The following is a 16001-nucleotide window of genomic DNA, read 5'->3' on the forward strand; positions in this document are numbered from 1 at the left end:
CAAGCGGTCTTAGGAAGACAAAACATTCTACCAACTCCTTGGCTCACAGAACGACATGGCTACGATCCGACTTCAAATTACGCTAAGCATAGGGATATCCTCATGAGCGACGCTGGCATGGCATGCGCCGCGCCAACGCAAAAGACAGTCAGACGCGTCATGCCCGCCCGTCCGGCAGCGGCACCTGTGCGTCGATCAGGTGTGCGGCACGCAGCGCGGCCCAGAAGTCCGCGGGTATCGTCTGCTCGAGCCACGCAATGTTCTGCTGAAGCTGCGACACACTGCGCGCACCGACGACGCACGACACGACCGCCGGATGCGCGAACGGAAACTGCAGCGCGGCGGCCGGCAGCGGCACCTCGAAGCGCGCGCACAAGGCCGACAGCTGGCTCACCCTGTCGACGACTTCGGCAGGCGCATCGGCGTAGTTGAATTTGCCGTTGCCAGCCAGCACGCCTGAGTTGAATACGCCGCCGACCACGATCGCGGTTTCGCGGCGCACGCAGACGTCGAGCAACGGTTCCAGCGCGGTCTGCTCCAGCAGCGTGTAGCGGCCCGCAAGCAGAATCGCGTCGAGTTCGACTTCGTTCAATGCATCGGCGGCGACTTCCCACTCGTTGACGCCCAAGCCGATGCCGCCGATCTCGCCGCTCGAACGCAGCGCGAGCAGCGCGCGAAAGCCGCCGCCGTCGGTCAGTTGCGTCCAGTAGTGCGCGTGCTGTTCGCCGTGCGTCATGCGGCCGATGTCGTGCACGTAGAGCACGTCGATTCGCGCGAGCCCGAGACGTTGCCGGCTGTCTTCGTACGAACGCATGATGCCGTCGTAGCTGTAGTCGTACACCGGACGGAACGGGAGCGGCTCGGCCCAGTTGTCGTCGCCGGGTTTGACGCTTGCGTCGGGGCGCATGAGCCGGCCGACCTTCGTGCTCAGCGTGTAGGCGCTGCGCTCGCGTGCGCCGAGCGCCTGCCCGACGCGCCGCTCGGAAAGCGTGTAGCCATAGTACGGCGCCGTGTCGAAGTAACGCAGTCCGGCGGACCAGGCCGCATCGGCAAGCGCGGCGGCTTCGGCGGCTGCCATCGGGCGGTAGAGTCCGCCGAACTGGGAACAGCCGAGGCCGAGCGCGGTCATCGACAGGCCGCTGCGCGGCAGGGTGCGGGTTGCGCTTGCCTTCATGAAAGAGTAGGGAGCCCTAAGTTCGTTGCGTCGAGCCGTCGACCGCGCCCGCGCGCGGCGCGCGTGCGACGCTGCGGGACGGCCACGGTTCGTCGCGTTTCTGTCAGTAGAGGACGTTCTTTGCCTGCTGCGAATCGAGGTTCTGCTTGTCGACCATCACGACGCCCGTATCGATCTGCTTCGGCACAGGCTTGTGCTCGATCACGCCGATAACGGTCTCGATGCCCTTGTGTCCCATCTGCCACGAGCCCTGCACGGCAATCGCCTGCACCGTGCCGTCGCGCACGAAGCCTTGCAGATCTTCGTTGCCGTCGAAACCGATTGCGACGAGCTTGCCGGCCTTGCCCGACTGTTTGAGCGCGCGGCCCACGCCGACGGCGGTCGGTTCGTTCGCGCCGAAAATGCCCTTGAGGTCGGGATTGGCGGACAGCACGTCGGTCGTCTGATTCAAGGCCATCGCCATCTGCGATTGCGAGTAGTACGGTCCGACGATCTGCAGTTTCGAATGGCTGGCAATGTACTTGCGGAAGCCGCCGACGCGGCTCACTTCGGAGCCGGCGCCCGGCACGTACGACATGATCGCGATCTTGCCCGTCTGTCCGACGCGATCGATCAGCGCCTGCGCGCAGAGCTCGCCGGCCTTCTCGTTGTCGGTCGACAGGAACGACTGGTAATACGGCTTGCCCGAAGCGGAAATAGCGGAATCGATGAGCACGACCGGGATATGCGCGTTCCACGCCTGCTTGATCGCGGGCACGAGCGCATCAGGATCGGACGGCGCGAGCACGATGCCGGCGACATGGCGGTTCACCGCGTTCACGACCATATTGACCTCGTCGGTGATATCCGATTCGGCAGCGGGGCCCTGAAACGTCATCGTGTAGCCCTTCTCCTTCGCAAGCGCCGCGTTCGCGCCTTTCTGCACGTTTTGCCAGTAGTTCGAATTGACCGTCTTGACGATCACGGCGATCTCGCCGCCGGCCGCGTACGCGCCTGTACTGAACGCCGCGCACAGCAGTGCGGAAAGTGCCAGCATCGGGAATTTCTTCATGTCTCGCTCCTGTTTTGGTGGTTAAACTTCTTTTGACTGCTTTGAATGCCTGCGCTGATCGCTTACCGCTTACCGCTTGCGGTTGCGAAGCTGATCGATCCAGACGGTGCCGAGAATCACGACACCGATGATGATCTGCTGGATAAAGCTCGAAACGCCGTTCATGTTGAGCCCGTTGCGCAGCACGCCGATCACGAATGCGCCGATGGCCGTGCCCGAAATCGTGCCGACGCCGCCCATCAACGAGGTTCCGCCGATCACCGAACTCGCGATCGCGTCGAGCTCGTACATCACGCCTTCGTTCGGCTGCCCCGTTACGAGCCGCGACATCAGCACGCATCCGGTTACGCCGGCGAGCGCGCCGGACAGCACATACGTGAACAGCTTGACGCCCTGTACGTTGACGCCGGACAGCCGCGCCGCTTCCGCGTTCGAACCGACCGCGTAGATGTGACGGCCCAGCGAGGTCCTCGAAAGCAGCACGGAAACGACGACGAACAGCGCGACCATGATGACGACCGGGTACGGTATGCCCGGAAACGTCGTGTCCGGAAAACCGTCTGCGCCGATGTGCGAGATGCGGAACAAGGCGCCGTTGCCGAGCGCGCCGAACGCGTCGCCAAGGTCGGACACGGGGCGTGCGCCCGTGATCTGCAGCGCCATGCCGCGCGCGACGAGCATCATGCCGAGCGTCGCGATAAACGGCGGCAGGCCCATGCGCGTCACGCAGATACCGTTGATGAAACCGCATAGCGCGCCGACCAGAATGCCGCCCAGCATCGCGACTGGAATCGGCACGCCGGTCTTGGCGAGCAGCGCGGCGCACACGCCGGCGAGCGCCAGTACCGAGCCGACCGACAGATCGATGCCGCCCGTGATGATGACGCAGGTCGCGGCTACACCTAGATAGGCGATCGACGTCACCTGCAGGCCGACCGTCATCAGATTGTCGACCGAGAAGAACGCGGAGCTCGCCACCGAAAAGGCGATGACGAGCACGACAAGGCTGCCCAATGCCGCGAATTTCTGGATGAGTTCGCGCCGCCGCTGTTGTGCGGACCGATTGGCGGCCTGAGTGCGATCCGATGTCATTTCAAGCATGGGTGCGCCCCGAAGCGTAGTGCATGATCTCCTCCTGGCTGGTGTGTTTGGTGTCGAGCACCTTCGCGATGCGGCCTTCGTGAAATACCGCGATCCGGTCTGTCATGCCGAGCAATTCGGGCAGTTCCGAGCTGATCAGCACGACGCCGACGCCATCGGCCGCGAGCCGGTCCATCAGGCCGTAAATGGCGAATTTCGCGCCGACGTCGATACCGCGCGTCGGTTCGTCGAAGAACAGAATGTTCGATCCGCGATAGAGCCACTTGCCTATCACGACCTTTTGCTGGTTACCGCCGGAAAGGTTGCGCGCGATCTGATGGACCGAAGGCGTGCGAATCGCGAGTTCCTGGACGTAGCGGGCGGCAATGCGCGCTTCCTCGTTGAATCGCAGGAAGCCCGTACGCGACGAGATGCCGCGAACATTGGCAAGCGTGACGTTCGCGGCGACCGGCATGCTGAGCGCGAGGCCTTCTTTCTTGCGATCTTCCGAAAGATAGGCAATGCCGTGGCGAATCGCCTCGCGCGGCGAACGTATCGTGACGGGCTCGCCGCGCAGCGAAACCGTTCCGCCGTCGAGCGGATCGGCGCCGAAAATCGCGCGCGCGACCTCGGTGCGGCCCGCGCCCATCAGGCCGGCGAAGCCAAGAATCTCGCCCTTGCGCAGTTCGAACGAGAGCGGCCCGAACACGGCTTCGCGGTGCAGGTCCTTGACGCTGAGCAGCACTTCGCCGGTCGGCACCGACTGCCGCTGCGGATAGGCATCGTCGAGCGACCGGCCGACCATGCGCGCGACGACGTCGTTTACGGTCAGCGCCGCGAACTGATCGGTCGAGATATAGCGGCCGTCGCGCAATACCGTTACGCGGTCGACGATCTCCGCCATCTCGTCGAGGCGGTGCGAAATGTAGAGGATCGCCACGCCTTCGGCGCGCAGTTCCTTGATGATGCGAAAGAGGTGGACGGTTTCGGACTCGGTCAGCGACGAAGTCGGCTCGTCCATGATCAGCACCTGTGCGTCGAGCGACAGGGCCTTCGCGATTTCCACCATCTGCTGCTGGGCGATGGATAGCGCGCCGACTTTGGTGGTCGGTGCGAGGGTGAGCCCGATGCGCGCGAGGCACGCTTTGGCGTCGGCGTTGAGCTTGCGCCTGTCGACGAAGGGGCCGCGCTTCGGTTCACGCGCGAGATAGAGGTTTTCCGCAATGGAAAGATCGGGAACGAGGTTCAGTTCCTGGTGAATGATCGCAATGCCGGCCGCCTGGGCGTCCGATGTCGACCGGAAATTCACCGGCTCGCCGCGATAGACGATGGTCCCTTCGTCGGGACGGTACTGGCCGCTGATGATCTTCATCAGCGTCGATTTGCCCGCGCCGTTTTCGCCGCAGATTGCATGGACTTCGCCGCACTGCAGGTCGAGGTTGATGCCGTCGAGCGCAATGACGCCCGGAAACTGCTTGCGAATGCCTTCAAGCCGCAGAATTTCTCCCTCCCAGGTGCGGCTGTTCGGCTTGCCGACGAAGTCGGGCAGGCTGCGCGGCGTGCTCATTGTGTCTCCTGTGACGGCTGACCAGTTGGCGCCAATTGGCGCTGGTCAGTCCAGTTGCGAGACATTAGAGCGCAATATCGCCGCGTGGTCAATCCAGTTGAACATTTACGAATTGACCTTACCAATGCTGACAGTCCCGGGTAAACGAGGTGATTTGCGGGTCCGCGTCGGCCGCTGCTAGACTTCGCCACGACGCTGCTTCAAGTTTCAGGCGCCTTCTGTGTACCCGATGCTGTTCAATTTATGAAATCACAAGAGCCCAAGCGGCTTTACCAATCCGTCGCTGCCGAGATTCTCACCCTGATCCGCGAGGGCGAATTTCCGGTCGGCGAGCGTTTGCCGGCCGAGCGCGAACTCGCGCTCAGGCTCGGCGTCTCCCGTCCTTCGTTGCGCGAAGCATTGATTGCGCTCGAGATTGGCGGTCGCGTCGAAATCCGCATGGGTTCGGGTGTCTACGTGCGCGATACCGGCGCCGACGACGAAAACGCGGTGGGCGCATTGGGCGAGAGTCCATCGGAACTGATGCAGGCGCGCGCGGCCATCGAGGGCAGTGTCGCGGCGCTTGCCGCTGCGCATATGACGGCCGCCATGATCGACCGGTTGAAACGAAGCGTCGATCGGATGCGTCGGCTCGCCGCGGCCGGCAAGACACCGGTGGACGCCGACCGGCAGTTCCATATGCTGATCGCGGAGGCAGCCGGCAATTCGGTGCTCGCGCGCTTTGTCGGCGAACTGTTCGATAGCCGCCACGATCCGATTGCGGCGGCGATGCGCGGTCATACGGAGAGCGTGAAGACGTGGACCGATGCGGTCAGGGAGCATCAGGATATCTTGCGGGCGCTGCAGGCGGGCGACCCGATCGCGGCGCAGACCGCGATGCGCGCGCATCTGATGGCATCGGAAGAGCGTTGGGTCGGCGGCGTGCTCAAGCGCGATACCGATTGAGACATGTTTAAGCCGGCCGCCGTCGGCGTCGACTTAGTCGCCTGTTTTAGCGTAGGTGTCCGCGCAGATCTGCCGCAACGATTCGACGAACAGCTTCTGTGCGGCCGAGTGCGAGCCTTCCGAGCGCGTGAATAAAGCAATGGGCGGAAGCGTCCATTCGAACGAGTAAGGCACGATTGCGACGCCGGCAATTCGCACGAGTTCTTCGGCGATATCGGCGGGCACGATGGACACCGCTTCTTCACTGGAAGCGATCATTTCACCGATGAGCTTGGACGAATAACTCTCGACCACCGGCACCGGCGGTGCGGTTCCCGCAGCCAGAAACAGATCGGCCACCTGTTCTCTCATCGGCGTGTGCGGTGCGCCGAGAATCCAGTCCAGCGTCAGCAGTTTGCGCCAGTCCAGATTCGTGCGTGCCAGTTTTGCCGCGAGGCGCCGGTTCGCGATCAGCCGTGGCCGCTGCCGGAACAGCACTTCAAAGCTCGTCCTGCTCAGGTCCACCGACGACGACGCCCGCCCGATCACCACGTCGACGACATGGTCCCGCAATTGCGGCAACAGTTGATCGCTGGTTCCCTCGTGGATGGTCACCGTTACGCGCCGCGCCATGCTGGAATGCACCTGCTTCAATGCTGCCGCCAGCAGCTGGCCGGAGATGAACGGAATCACGCCGATGTGCAGATGCGCGGCGTGCCCGATGGCAACTGCCGTCATGTCGCGAGCAAGATGGTCGAGATCGTGGATCATCGCTCGCGCTCGCTCCAGCACCACGGCACCGAGCGCGGTGGGCAACATGCCGCGCGACGAGCGCTCGAAGAGCGGCATGCCGAACATGCTTTCGAGTTCCGCCAACGCATTCGTGACGGCCGGCTGACTGCTGGCCATATGTTGCGCGACGCGTGTTAGCGAGCCGTGCTGCTCGATCTGCAGCAACAGCACGAGGTGCCGCATCTTCAGACGTGCGCTCAGCCGTCTGACCATGTCGTTCGACTCGAGCGTCATTGACGTTCAGCGACCATTACCAAAAAGTGATGGGGTGATACTAAAACAAAATAGTCCGCTTATGTCGGTTGTCTAGAATCGTCTCGACGGATCGCGCCGGGACGGGCCCGGCGCCTATTACACAAGGCACAGGACATGAGGCAGACAGATACCGACCAGCAAGCCGCATTCGATTACCACGCGTACCCTACGCCGGGGAAGATCTCCGTGGTCGCCAGCAAGCCCCTCGTTACGCAGCGTGATTTGTCGCTCGCTTACACGCCGGGCGTGGCCAGCGTGTGCGAGGCGATTGCAACGGACCCGATGCAGGCGCATCGGTTCACCGGGCGCGGCAACCTCGTCGGCGTCATCACCAACGGCACGTCCGTGCTTGGCCTCGGCAACATCGGCCCGCTGGCCTCGAAGCCCGTGATGGAAGGCAAAGCCGTGCTGTTCAAGAAGTTCGCCGGCATCGACGTATTCGACATCGAGATCAACGAAACCGACCCGGACAAGCTCGTTGAAATCATCGCGGGTCTCGAACCCACTTTCGGCGGCATCAATCTCGAAGATATCAAGGCGCCGGAATGCTTTATCGTCGAGCGTAAATTGCGCGAGCGCATGAAGATTCCGGTCTTCCACGACGATCAGCACGGCACGGCGATCACGGTGGCCGCGGCCTTTATCAATGGCCTGAAAGTGGTGGGCAAAGCGATCAGCGAGGTCAAGGTGGTGACCTCGGGAGCGGGTGCGGCGGCCTTGGCGTGTCTCGACTTGCTCGTCGACCTGGGCCTGCCGGTGCAAAACATCTGGGCGACCGACATCGAAGGCGTGGTTTACCGCGGCCGGACCGCGTTGATGGATCCGGACAAGGCACGCTTCGCGCAGGAAACCGGCGCACGCACGCTGGCCGAAGTGATCGAAGGCGCGGATGTGTTCCTCGGGTTGTCGGTAGGCGGCATTCTCAGCGCCGGGATGCTGAAGACGATGGCGCCGCGTCCGCTGATTCTGGCGCTCGCCAATCCGACGCCGGAAATTTTTCCGGAACTCGCGCATGCGACGCGCGACGACGTCGTCATCGCTACGGGGCGCTCGGACTATCCGAATCAGGTCAACAACGTGCTGTGCTTTCCGTATATTTTCCGCGGCGCGCTGGATGTCGGCGCGACGACGATTACGCGTGAAATGGAAATTGCCGCCGTGCATGCGATCGCCGGTCTTGCGGAAGAGGAGCAAAGCGAAGTGGTCGCGGCCGCGTACGGTGTCTATGACGTGAAATTCGGACCGCAGTACCTGATACCCAAGCCTTTCGATCCGCGTCTGATCGCCCGCATCGCACCGGCGGTGGCGAAAGCGGCAATAGACGGCGGCGTGGCGACGCGTCCGTTGCCTGACCTCGCCGCTTATGTCGAGCAGTTGCAGCAGTTCGTCTATCACTCCGGCGCCTTCATGAAGCCGCTGTTTTCTACTGCGAAGCGACTCGTGCGCGACGGCGGCAAGGCACGCATCGTTTTCACCGAGGGCGAAGACGAGCGCGTGCTGCGCGCCGTACAGGTGCTCGTCGACGAAAAGCTCGCGCGACCGATTCTGGTCGGACGCCCGGAAGTGCTGCTCGCCCGCATCGAGCGATTCGGCTTGCGCCTGAAGCTCGGGCAGGACGTGGAAGTGACCAACCCCGAATACGACGAACGCTTCCCGCAGTACTGGACGACCTATTGGGAATTGATGTGCCGCGACGGCATTTCGAAGGAGATGGCGCGTGTCGAGATGCGCCGCCGTTTGACCTTGATCGGCGCGATGATGGTGAGGCTCGGCGATGCCGACGGCATGATCTGCGGCACGGTCGGCGCTTATCACGACCATCTGCGATTCGTCGATCAGGTGATCGGCAAGAAGAGCGGCGCGAACACCTACGCCGCGATGAATATTCTGCTGCTCGACGAGCGTACGGTGGCGCTCGTCGATACTCACATCAACGATGATCCGAGCGCCGAGCAGATCGCCGAATTTACGATCAGCGCAGCGAGGCAAATGAAATGGCTGAACCTGACGCCGAAGGCCGCCTTGCTTTCGCGCTCGAACTTCGGCTCGGGTAGCGCGGCATCGGGCGCGAAAATGCGCCATGCGCTGAAGCTCGTCAGGGAGCAGGCGCCGGAGCTCGAAGTCGACGGCGAAATGCATGGCGACTGCGCGCTCGATGAATCGCTGCGTGCTCGCGTGCTGCCGACTTCGCCGCTCAAAGGCGACGCCAACCTGCTCGTCTGTCCGAACGTGGACTCGGGCAATATCGCCTACAACCTGCTGAAGACCGGTGCGGGCAGTAACGTCGCAGTGGGGCCGTTCCTGCTCGGCGTCAATGCGCCGGTGAACATCCTGACATCGAGCTCGACGGTGCGACGGATCATCAATATGGCGGCGTTGACGGTGATCGAAGCAAATCGCAATGCATCGCTACCCTAAAGATCGATTTTTTCCGTGGCGGCGGCAGGCAGGCTCTGCCGCCGCCACTGGAAGCCGATGAGGGCAGGCGGGACTGGCGGACCGCAACTGCAAATTCCCCGTGATAGGCGCCACCGGCGCCTATCGGCAATATCACGGCGTGCCACTTACCGAACCGCTCGGGGACGGCACGTTCGGCGAGATCGCCACGTTGCGCCGCATCGCGAAGTAACTGCGAGAACCGGAACGTTAGTCAGGACGTTACGAGGTGGTTGTCTGTCATGAGGAGCTGTCGCCTCGCGACCTACTTGCGCCGACTGAGCCGTACGGCCGCGAAGAACGCCAGCGCCGTAACTACGGAGACCAGCAGCACCGCCCACTCGACCGTGACATAGTTGTGTGCCACGCTCCATATGCCGGCTGCTGCAATCGGCGCCACGCCCTTGGCGATATTCGAAGGGAACGACAACATACCGCTCACCGCGCCGTAGCCCTCTGTCCACAACATGTCCTGAACCACCGTGCCGCGCAAGATGGTCATCATGCCATTGCCGGCGCCGTAGCACAGGGCGAATACCCATAGGAGCCAGGCGGAGTTTCCCGCGCCGATGAGAATGGCCGCCGATATGGGAAAGAGTACGACGACGATGACGCCTACGATACTGGCGTGAAGATGCCGGCCGAAAGCGAACCAGAGGGCTCGTGCAACCACCTGTGCCGGTCCGATCAGGGCCATGGTCGTAACCAGAACAGCATTTGCGACGTGCCGCTCGACCATCAAGGGCACGAGGTGGAACGTCAGTGCGGCAAACGTCGCGTAGTACGCGGTGAAACACACGGCGAGCGCCCAGAAGGTCGGCGTGCGCAGCGCGCGGCGCGTGGCTGCGTCGTGCACATCCTTGACGGATGCCTTTGGCAGCTTCACACCGTCGTCGGAACGCGACGAGCGAATTGCCACGACATGGATCGGAAGGCAGATAGCGAGATTGACGGCCGCGAGCACCTCGAGGGATTCGCGCCATCCAACGGTCCCGACGAGGAACTGCGTCAGCGGGATGAACGCGGTGCTCGCAAATCCGCCGACGAGCGTGATGAGCGTAATCCTGGTCCTGAAGCTGTCGGGGAACTGGTGCGTAATGACCGCGAATACCGGATCGTACAGCGTGGCGGCCATCGCGATGCCGAGACCGATCCAGGCGACAAATAGCAAGGGCAGCCACTGAGCGTGGGCCCACAGCAGCAGCATGGCGGCCGCGATGACCGAGCCCATGGACATGACCCTGCGCCCGAGCCCATGGTCTATCCAGCGGCCGATGGGATACGCGGCAAATCCGGAGATCAGCAGCCCGACCGAGAGCGCCGCGTTCGTGGCCGTCCTGCTCCATCCCATCGACTGCTCCATCGGCACCACGAGAAGAGAGAACGAATAGTAGATCGAGCCCCAGGACATCAGTTGTGCGAGCGCCAGAGCCCACGTTGCAAGCGCGCTCTGCCTTGCGGGTGGCGTGCTCTTTTCGGTTGCGTTTTTGTTCCGGTACGACACGGTGCTCATCGATTTGGCTTTCTTGGTGGCAAGGCACGCAGGCTCGGATAATTCTACATTTCCAGAATACCGGAATTATCGTAGAATGCAAGTCAGGAAGTTGGGAGAGCGGTCGTTCGTAAGCGGTTAGGGCGATCGCCTATCTCCATGAAGCGGGAAATATCAGATTGGGAGACATCACAATGACAATGCACACCGTCACTGGCGACCATGCCCTTCCGGCCGCCAAGGCAGAGTTTCTCGACACGGGCATTGCTGCCCGTCTGGGCATGGACGGGCAACCGCCTGTGCGGATTCTGCTGCTCTACGGGTCCCTGCGCGAGCGTTCGTATTCGCGTCTGCTCGTCGAGGAAGCCGCACGTCTGCTCGAGCGGTTCGGTGCGCAGACCCGGATTTTCGACCCGCGAGGGTTGCCGCATGCCGACGAAGTCGACGCAAAGCGTCACCCCAAGGTGAAGGAGTTGCTCGAACTGTCGTTGTGGTCCGAAGGCCATGTATGGTGCAGCCCCGAACGTCACGGCACGATCACCGGCCTCATCAAAACCCAGATCGACCATCTGCCGCTCGTGAGCGGCGGCATCCGCCCGACGCAGGGGCGCACGCTCGCCGTCATGCAGGTGAGCGGAGGCTCGCAGTCGTTCAATTCGGTCAATCAGTTGCGGCAGCTGGGGCGCTGGATGCGCATGTTCACCATCCCCAATCAAAGTTCGGTCGCCAAGGCGTTCGAGGAGTTCGACGAGAGCGGCCGGATGAAGCCGTCGCCGTACTACGATCGCGTCGTCGACGTGATGGAAGAACTGGTGAAGTTCACGCTGCTGCTGCGGGGCCACGCGGATTATCTCGTCGATCGATACAGCGAGCGCGTCAAGCACGAGCGTCAATTGGACCCGGCAACCGACCTGGCTAGCAGGGCTATCGCGCAGCATCCCGGTGCGCCGGCGCTGGCGGGCAACCAGTAGAGGATAGCCATGGCAACGTTGGACTCGAAGCGCGCAGTGGAAGCCCTGGCTGCCTTGGCGCACGACACTCGACTCGCGATTTTTCGCCTGTTGGTGACGGCCGGTCGAACCGGCATGAGCCCCGGTGCGATGGCCGGGAAACTTGGGTTGCCGGGGCCGACCCTGTCCTTCCATCTGAAAGAGCTCTCGCACGCAGGGCTCATTGAAGGGAAGAGCCAGGGCCGTTTCATTTTTTACTGTGCCTGCTACGAGCATATGCAGACGTTGATGGATTTTCTGATGGAGAACTGCTGCGCGGCTGAACAATGCGGCTGCGAGCCTGACCAGACGGAGGTCTGAAATGAAGCGCTTTCACGTGCACGTTGTCGTCCCGAAGCTCGACGAGAGCGTGCGGTTCTATAGCAGTCTGTTCGGCGTCGAGCCTCGCGTACTGAAAGATGACTACGCGAAGTGGATGCTTGACGAGCCGCGCATCAATTTCGCCATTTCCGCGCGCGGCGGGGAGACTGGCGTGAACCATCTGGGTTTCCAGGTGGACAGCGACGAGGAACTGGCCGAGCTGCGCGCACAGGTTGTCGCTGCGAGTGTCGCGGTAGAGGATCAGCCAGGCGCCCAGTGCTGCTATGCAAGCTCGAATAAGTACTGGACACAGGACCCGGCCGGCGTTGCGTGGGAGACCTACCACACGCTTGGCGGTATCCCGGTGTTCGGTGCCGATAGCCGGCAGGCGTCGATGTCCGAATCGGGTGGCGCATGTTGCGCCCCAACTGCTCAGGTAGCCGCCGATAACGAGGCAAAGAAAGGATGCTGCGGGTAGGCTTCAGTCGCGCAGCGGCGCGCCGTGCCTAGCACTTGATCTTCTTGCGCGGCTTGCAGTTGGCTGCGTCCACACCCTGGCAGCAGTTTTCGGTGAGAAAGTCCACGAGCCCGTTCATCTGGTCTATCTCCGGCGCGTAGTAAATGAATCGCCCTTCCTGGCGCGACGATACGAGTCCCGCGTGTGTGAGTTCCTTGAGGTGGAACGACAGCGTGGCACTCGCGAGGTCCAGATGCTCCTGGATGACGCCAACGCTGAGGCCATCGGGCCCGGCAGATACCAGGAGCCGGAAAATTCCGAGCCTCGTCGGCTGGGCCAGCGCTGCCAGCGCTTTGATTGCGTCTTTTTCCTTCATGGTGCCTGAGCGGTCGGGATTGACCGATGATTCTAATCCCATCGAGATTACAGCGGAGCGCTTTGCTTCGTGAGCGCGTTGTAGCCGCATCAGGAATCGCTCGCTCATCGTCAGGTTGTTAGCCGCGAACATTTCCATTATATTGGAGATATCGATTTAACTACTATGGCAGGCTTTGAGCCGGGAGAACCTCGTGACCGAACACCGCAAGTACAACGTCCTGTTCCTTTGTACGCACAACTCCGCGCGCTCGATTCTCGCGGAAGCGGCGATCAACCAGCTCGCGGGCGATCGCTTCGTCGGGTACAGCGCGGGTAGTCATCCTGGGACCGCTCCCAATCCGTTTGCACTGGATCTCCTTCGCACGCAGGGCATTCCGACAGAGGGACTCGGCAGCAAAAGCTGGGATGTATTCGCGCAGGACGGTGCGCCGCAAATGGATTTCATCTTTACCGTCTGCGACGATGCCGCGGGCGAGGTCTGTCCGATCTGGCCAGGTCATCCGGCGAAGGCGCACTGGGGTGTGGCCGACCCCTCGAAGGCAGAGGGCTCCGACGACGACAAACGCCGAGCGTTCCTGCAGGCATTCGTCCAGATGAAGAAGCGCATCGAGCTCTTCACGAATCTGCCGTTCGGCAAGCTCGACCGCATTGCCATCCAGCAGGAAATGCAAAGCATCGGCACGACGTTGCGGGCAAAAGGAGAGTGAGGATGGCAGGCAGTCAAACCGCGGCAAAGGCCACGCAAAAAATGGCTGGCGGTATCGGCTTCTTCGAGCGGTATCTTTCGGTGTGGGTCGCGTTATGCATTGTCGCTGGCATTGTGCTGGGCAAGCTTCTCCCCGGCACGGTTCACGTGGTGTCCAGCCTTGAAATCGCACACGTCAATATCCCGGTCGGCATTCTGATCTGGGTGATGATTATTCCGATGCTGCTGCGTATCGATTTTGCCTCGCTTGGCAAGGTGCGCAGCCAGATGAAGGGCATTGGCGTGACGCTTGTCGTCAACTGGGCGGTCAAGCCGTTCACCATGGCATTTCTCGCGTGGGTCTTCGTGCGGCATGCGTTCGCGTCGATGCTGCCTGCGGACCAGCTCGACAGCTACGTCGCCGGACTGATTCTGCTCGCGGCGGCGCCATGCACGGCGATGGTTTTCGTCTGGAGTCAGTTGACGAAAGGGGACCCGTATTTCACGCTTTCGCAGGTCGCACTGAACGACCTGATCATGGTCTTCGCGTTCGCCCCTGTCGTGGGCCTGCTGCTCGGTATCTCCAATATAACCGTGCCGTGGGACACGCTGCTGACGTCTGTCGTGCTATATATCGTTGTTCCCGTCGTCATTGCGCAAGTGCTGCGCAAAATCCTTCTCAACAAAGGCGAGGCGTATTTCCAGCGCGCGCTGGCGCGGATTGGCCCGTTCTCCATTTCCGCGCTGCTGCTCACGCTGATCCTGCTGTTCGCCTTTCAGGGCGAGCAAATCATCGCGCAGCCGGTGGTCATTGTGCTGCTCGCCGTGCCTATCCTGATTCAGGTCGTGATCAATGCGTCGCTCGCGTACCTGGCAAACCGCCGCCTAGGCGTTGCGCACGACGTCGCGGCGCCATCGTGCCTGATTGGTGCGTCCAACTTCTTCGAGCTGGCAGTGGCAACGGCAATCAGCCTGTTCGGGCTCAAATCCGGCGCGGCACTCGCAACCGTCGTTGGCGTCCTCATCGAGGTGCCCGTCATGCTTGCGGTCGTGAAGGTGGTCAACGCGTCCCGGCACTGGTATCAACGTGCGTCGTGACTTCCGGGCGCCCTAATCGTACATTCGGTGCCGCAGACCGTGATCACGCGCGTTGCAGGGTCGACATTGCCCGTTCGACGACTTCGAACGCGACCATGCCCGCGACCATCGCTGCGACGAAGCCGAAAGCCTTCGGATAACCCGCGCCGAGCGCAACCAGCGCAGGACCCGGACAGAACCCGGCCAGTCCCCAGCCGACGCCAAATGCTGCGCTACCGAGCACCAGTTTCGGCGTAATGGCCGTGCTGGCCGGAAGCTGGACGGGCAATCCGAGATACGAGCGGTCACGGCGCTTCGCCACGGAAAACGCGAGCGAGCCGATGGTGATGGCGCCAATCATGACCAGCGCCAGCGAGGGATCCCACTGACCGGCGACGTCGAGGAAGCCCAGCACCTTGGCCGGGTTCGCCATGCCCGACACCATGAGACCCAGGCCGAACAGCAAGCCTGCGAAGAGTGCCGTAAGGGGTGCGAGTATCGCCATGTCAGCCTCCGATCAGGTGCCGTTGCACGAAAACAGTGAGGAATCCTGCGGCCATGAAGGTTGCGGTGGCAACGAGTGAACGGATCGAGCCGCGCGAGAGGCCACACACGCCGTGGCCGCTCGTGCAGCCGCTGGCATAGCGGGTACCGACGCCCACGAGGAAACCGGCAACGACGATGTCCCCCCAGGTGGACTGGATATCCAGATGCGCCGGCTTGCCCAGCAGCCCCGCTGCGATCGCGGAGCCGACCAGACCCGCGAGGAAGGCAAGCCGCCAGACCACGTCGTTGCGCGGCCAGCTCAGGAGCCCGCCGACGATGCCGCTGATGCCGGCAATGCGGCCGTTGAACAGCACCAGCACGGCGGCCGCAAGTCCGATCACAAGCCCGCCTGCCAGCGAGAGGCCGGGAGTGAAATGAGCGAAGTCGATCAGCACGACGGATCCCCTTAACGCGTAGCGCAGAACTGCTCGTAAAGCACGGCCATGACGGCAAGCGCCTGCGGACTTGCCACCGAATAAAAAATGTTCTTCCCCTCGCGACGCGTCGCCACCAGGCCGTTTTCCCGCAGCACGCCAAGCTGTTGCGAAAGCGTGGGCTGATGGATGCCGAGCAGTTCCTCGAGCTGGCCGACCGACAGTTCCGCCTGAGAAAGCTGGCACATCAGCAGCAGGCGGTCCGGGTTTGCCAGCACCTTCAGCAGCGCGCACGCATTCGCCGCGGCTGTCTGCATCATGTCGAGGTCGATAGTCGGGCCGGTGGGTTTCATAGGTCGCTTACAATGTATTTCTTTATAGTATATTGCAAAATATAATATCT

17 protein-coding genes are annotated in these 16001 nt (G+C 62.3%); 7 read left to right on the forward strand and 10 right to left on the reverse strand.

The window, feature by feature from the left end:
• Nucleotides 1-157: 157 nt before the first annotated feature.
• The 4 genes from QYH69_RS30990 to QYH69_RS31005 all read right to left on the reverse strand — a co-directional run bounded on the left by QYH69_RS30990 (nucleotide 158) and on the right by QYH69_RS31005 (nucleotide 4872).
• Complete coding sequence (locus QYH69_RS30990) at nucleotides 158-1174, reverse strand: aldo/keto reductase (protein WP_308835491.1); 1017 nt, start codon at nucleotides 1172-1174, stop codon at nucleotides 158-160.
• A 103-nt stretch (nucleotides 1175-1277) separates the two neighbouring features.
• Nucleotides 1278-2225 carry an ABC transporter substrate-binding protein gene (locus QYH69_RS30995; protein ID WP_308835492.1) on the reverse strand — a complete coding sequence of 316 codons (948 nt, stop codon included), beginning with the start codon at nucleotides 2223-2225 and terminating at the stop codon, nucleotides 1278-1280.
• Between the two features lie 69 nt (nucleotides 2226-2294).
• Nucleotides 2295-3326, reverse strand: coding sequence for an ABC transporter permease (locus QYH69_RS31000; protein WP_075156186.1), 1032 nt, complete (start codon nucleotides 3324-3326; stop codon nucleotides 2295-2297).
• Nucleotides 3319-4872, reverse strand: coding sequence for an ATP-binding cassette domain-containing protein (locus QYH69_RS31005; RefSeq protein WP_308835494.1), 1554 nt, complete (start codon nucleotides 4870-4872; stop codon nucleotides 3319-3321). Before QYH69_RS31005 ends, QYH69_RS31000 begins: the two co-directional genes overlap by 8 nt.
• Nucleotides 4873-5115: 243 nt before the next feature.
• Here QYH69_RS31005 and QYH69_RS31010 point away from each other — a divergent pair, with 243 nt between their 5' ends.
• The gene (locus QYH69_RS31010) at nucleotides 5116-5817 is read left to right on the forward strand and encodes a FadR/GntR family transcriptional regulator (protein WP_308835495.1); all 702 of its coding nucleotides are present in this window, start codon (nucleotides 5116-5118) and stop codon (nucleotides 5815-5817) included.
• A gap of 33 nt (nucleotides 5818-5850) precedes the next feature.
• On the opposite strand, the gene QYH69_RS31015 is transcribed toward QYH69_RS31010, so the two are convergent.
• The gene (locus QYH69_RS31015) at nucleotides 5851-6822 is read right to left on the reverse strand and encodes a LysR substrate-binding domain-containing protein (RefSeq protein WP_308835496.1); all 972 of its coding nucleotides are present in this window, start codon (nucleotides 6820-6822) and stop codon (nucleotides 5851-5853) included.
• Between the two features lie 135 nt (nucleotides 6823-6957).
• Between QYH69_RS31015 and QYH69_RS31020 the strand changes: the two genes are divergently transcribed.
• The gene (locus QYH69_RS31020; protein ID WP_308835497.1) at nucleotides 6958-9261 is read left to right on the forward strand and encodes an NADP-dependent malic enzyme; all 2304 of its coding nucleotides are present in this window, start codon (nucleotides 6958-6960) and stop codon (nucleotides 9259-9261) included.
• Between the two features lie 283 nt (nucleotides 9262-9544).
• Here the strand turns inward: QYH69_RS31020 and QYH69_RS31025 are convergent, their stop codons facing one another.
• Complete coding sequence (locus QYH69_RS31025; protein ID WP_308835498.1) at nucleotides 9545-10792, reverse strand: MFS transporter; 1248 nt, start codon at nucleotides 10790-10792, stop codon at nucleotides 9545-9547.
• Between the two features lie 173 nt (nucleotides 10793-10965).
• Between QYH69_RS31025 and arsH the strand changes: the two genes are divergently transcribed.
• The 3 genes from arsH to QYH69_RS31040 are packed head-to-tail and all read left to right on the forward strand — an operon-like array spanning nucleotide 10966 to nucleotide 12559.
• Nucleotides 10966-11742 carry an arsenical resistance protein ArsH gene (arsH, locus tag QYH69_RS31030; RefSeq protein WP_308835499.1) on the forward strand — a complete coding sequence of 259 codons (777 nt, stop codon included), beginning with the start codon at nucleotides 10966-10968 and terminating at the stop codon, nucleotides 11740-11742.
• 18 nt (nucleotides 11743-11760) lie between these two features.
• The gene (locus QYH69_RS31035; RefSeq protein WP_374992535.1) at nucleotides 11761-12081 is read left to right on the forward strand and encodes an ArsR/SmtB family transcription factor; all 321 of its coding nucleotides are present in this window, start codon (nucleotides 11761-11763) and stop codon (nucleotides 12079-12081) included.
• Between the two features lies 1 nt (nucleotide 12082).
• Complete coding sequence (locus tag QYH69_RS31040; protein WP_308835501.1) at nucleotides 12083-12559, forward strand: ArsI/CadI family heavy metal resistance metalloenzyme; 477 nt, start codon at nucleotides 12083-12085, stop codon at nucleotides 12557-12559.
• 28 nt (nucleotides 12560-12587) lie between these two features.
• On the opposite strand, the gene QYH69_RS31045 is transcribed toward QYH69_RS31040, so the two are convergent.
• The gene (locus tag QYH69_RS31045) at nucleotides 12588-13052 is read right to left on the reverse strand and encodes a metalloregulator ArsR/SmtB family transcription factor (protein ID WP_308835502.1); all 465 of its coding nucleotides are present in this window, start codon (nucleotides 13050-13052) and stop codon (nucleotides 12588-12590) included.
• A gap of 55 nt (nucleotides 13053-13107) precedes the next feature.
• Here QYH69_RS31045 and QYH69_RS31050 point away from each other — a divergent pair, with 55 nt between their 5' ends.
• Complete coding sequence (locus QYH69_RS31050; RefSeq protein WP_308835503.1) at nucleotides 13108-13623, forward strand: arsenate reductase ArsC; 516 nt, start codon at nucleotides 13108-13110, stop codon at nucleotides 13621-13623.
• Between the two features lie 2 nt (nucleotides 13624-13625).
• The gene (gene arsB, locus QYH69_RS31055) at nucleotides 13626-14699 is read left to right on the forward strand and encodes an ACR3 family arsenite efflux transporter (protein WP_308835504.1); all 1074 of its coding nucleotides are present in this window, start codon (nucleotides 13626-13628) and stop codon (nucleotides 14697-14699) included.
• 43 nt (nucleotides 14700-14742) lie between these two features.
• Here the strand turns inward: arsB and QYH69_RS31060 are convergent, their stop codons facing one another.
• From QYH69_RS31060 to QYH69_RS31070, 3 genes are read right to left on the reverse strand one after another with little or no spacing between them, the layout of a single operon-like run.
• Entirely contained in the window at nucleotides 14743-15183 is a 441-nt protein-coding gene (locus QYH69_RS31060; RefSeq protein WP_308835505.1) for a YeeE/YedE family protein, read from the reverse strand.
• A 1-nt stretch (nucleotide 15184) separates the two neighbouring features.
• Nucleotides 15185-15619, reverse strand: a complete 435-nt coding sequence (locus QYH69_RS31065) for a YeeE/YedE family protein (protein WP_075156196.1) — start codon at nucleotides 15617-15619, stop codon at nucleotides 15185-15187.
• An 11-nt stretch (nucleotides 15620-15630) separates the two neighbouring features.
• Nucleotides 15631-15951, reverse strand: coding sequence for a metalloregulator ArsR/SmtB family transcription factor (locus QYH69_RS31070; RefSeq protein ID WP_308835506.1), 321 nt, complete (start codon nucleotides 15949-15951; stop codon nucleotides 15631-15633).
• Nucleotides 15952-16001: the final 50 nt, after the last annotated feature.

The organism is Paraburkholderia sp. SARCC-3016, assembly GCF_031119615.1.
GTDB lineage: Bacteria > Pseudomonadota > Gammaproteobacteria > Burkholderiales > Burkholderiaceae > Paraburkholderia.

Coding starts and splice junctions, on each gene's coding strand:
- QYH69_RS30990 (WP_308835491.1), bottom strand. CDS start 1,174: ATGAAGGCAAGCGCAACCCGCACCCTGCCGCGCAGCGGCCTGTCGATG.
- QYH69_RS30995 (WP_308835492.1), bottom strand. CDS start 2,225: ATGAAGAAATTCCCGATGCTGGCACTTTCCGCACTGCTGTGCGCGGCG.
- QYH69_RS31000 (WP_075156186.1), bottom strand. CDS start 3,326: ATGCTTGAAATGACATCGGATCGCACTCAGGCCGCCAATCGGTCCGCA.
- QYH69_RS31005 (WP_308835494.1), bottom strand. CDS start 4,872: ATGAGCACGCCGCGCAGCCTGCCCGACTTCGTCGGCAAGCCGAACAGC.
- QYH69_RS31010 (WP_308835495.1), top strand. CDS start 5,116: ATGAAATCACAAGAGCCCAAGCGGCTTTACCAATCCGTCGCTGCCGAG.
- QYH69_RS31015 (WP_308835496.1), bottom strand. CDS start 6,822: ATGACGCTCGAGTCGAACGACATGGTCAGACGGCTGAGCGCACGTCTG.
- QYH69_RS31020 (WP_308835497.1), top strand. CDS start 6,958: ATGAGGCAGACAGATACCGACCAGCAAGCCGCATTCGATTACCACGCG.
- QYH69_RS31025 (WP_308835498.1), bottom strand. CDS start 10,792: ATGAGCACCGTGTCGTACCGGAACAAAAACGCAACCGAAAAGAGCACG.
- arsH (WP_308835499.1), top strand. CDS start 10,966: ATGACAATGCACACCGTCACTGGCGACCATGCCCTTCCGGCCGCCAAG.
- QYH69_RS31040 (WP_308835501.1), top strand. CDS start 12,083: ATGAAGCGCTTTCACGTGCACGTTGTCGTCCCGAAGCTCGACGAGAGC.
- QYH69_RS31045 (WP_308835502.1), bottom strand. CDS start 13,052: ATGGAAATGTTCGCGGCTAACAACCTGACGATGAGCGAGCGATTCCTG.
- arsB (WP_308835504.1), top strand. CDS start 13,626: ATGGCAGGCAGTCAAACCGCGGCAAAGGCCACGCAAAAAATGGCTGGC.
- QYH69_RS31060 (WP_308835505.1), bottom strand. CDS start 15,183: ATGGCGATACTCGCACCCCTTACGGCACTCTTCGCAGGCTTGCTGTTC.
- QYH69_RS31070 (WP_308835506.1), bottom strand. CDS start 15,951: ATGAAACCCACCGGCCCGACTATCGACCTCGACATGATGCAGACAGCC.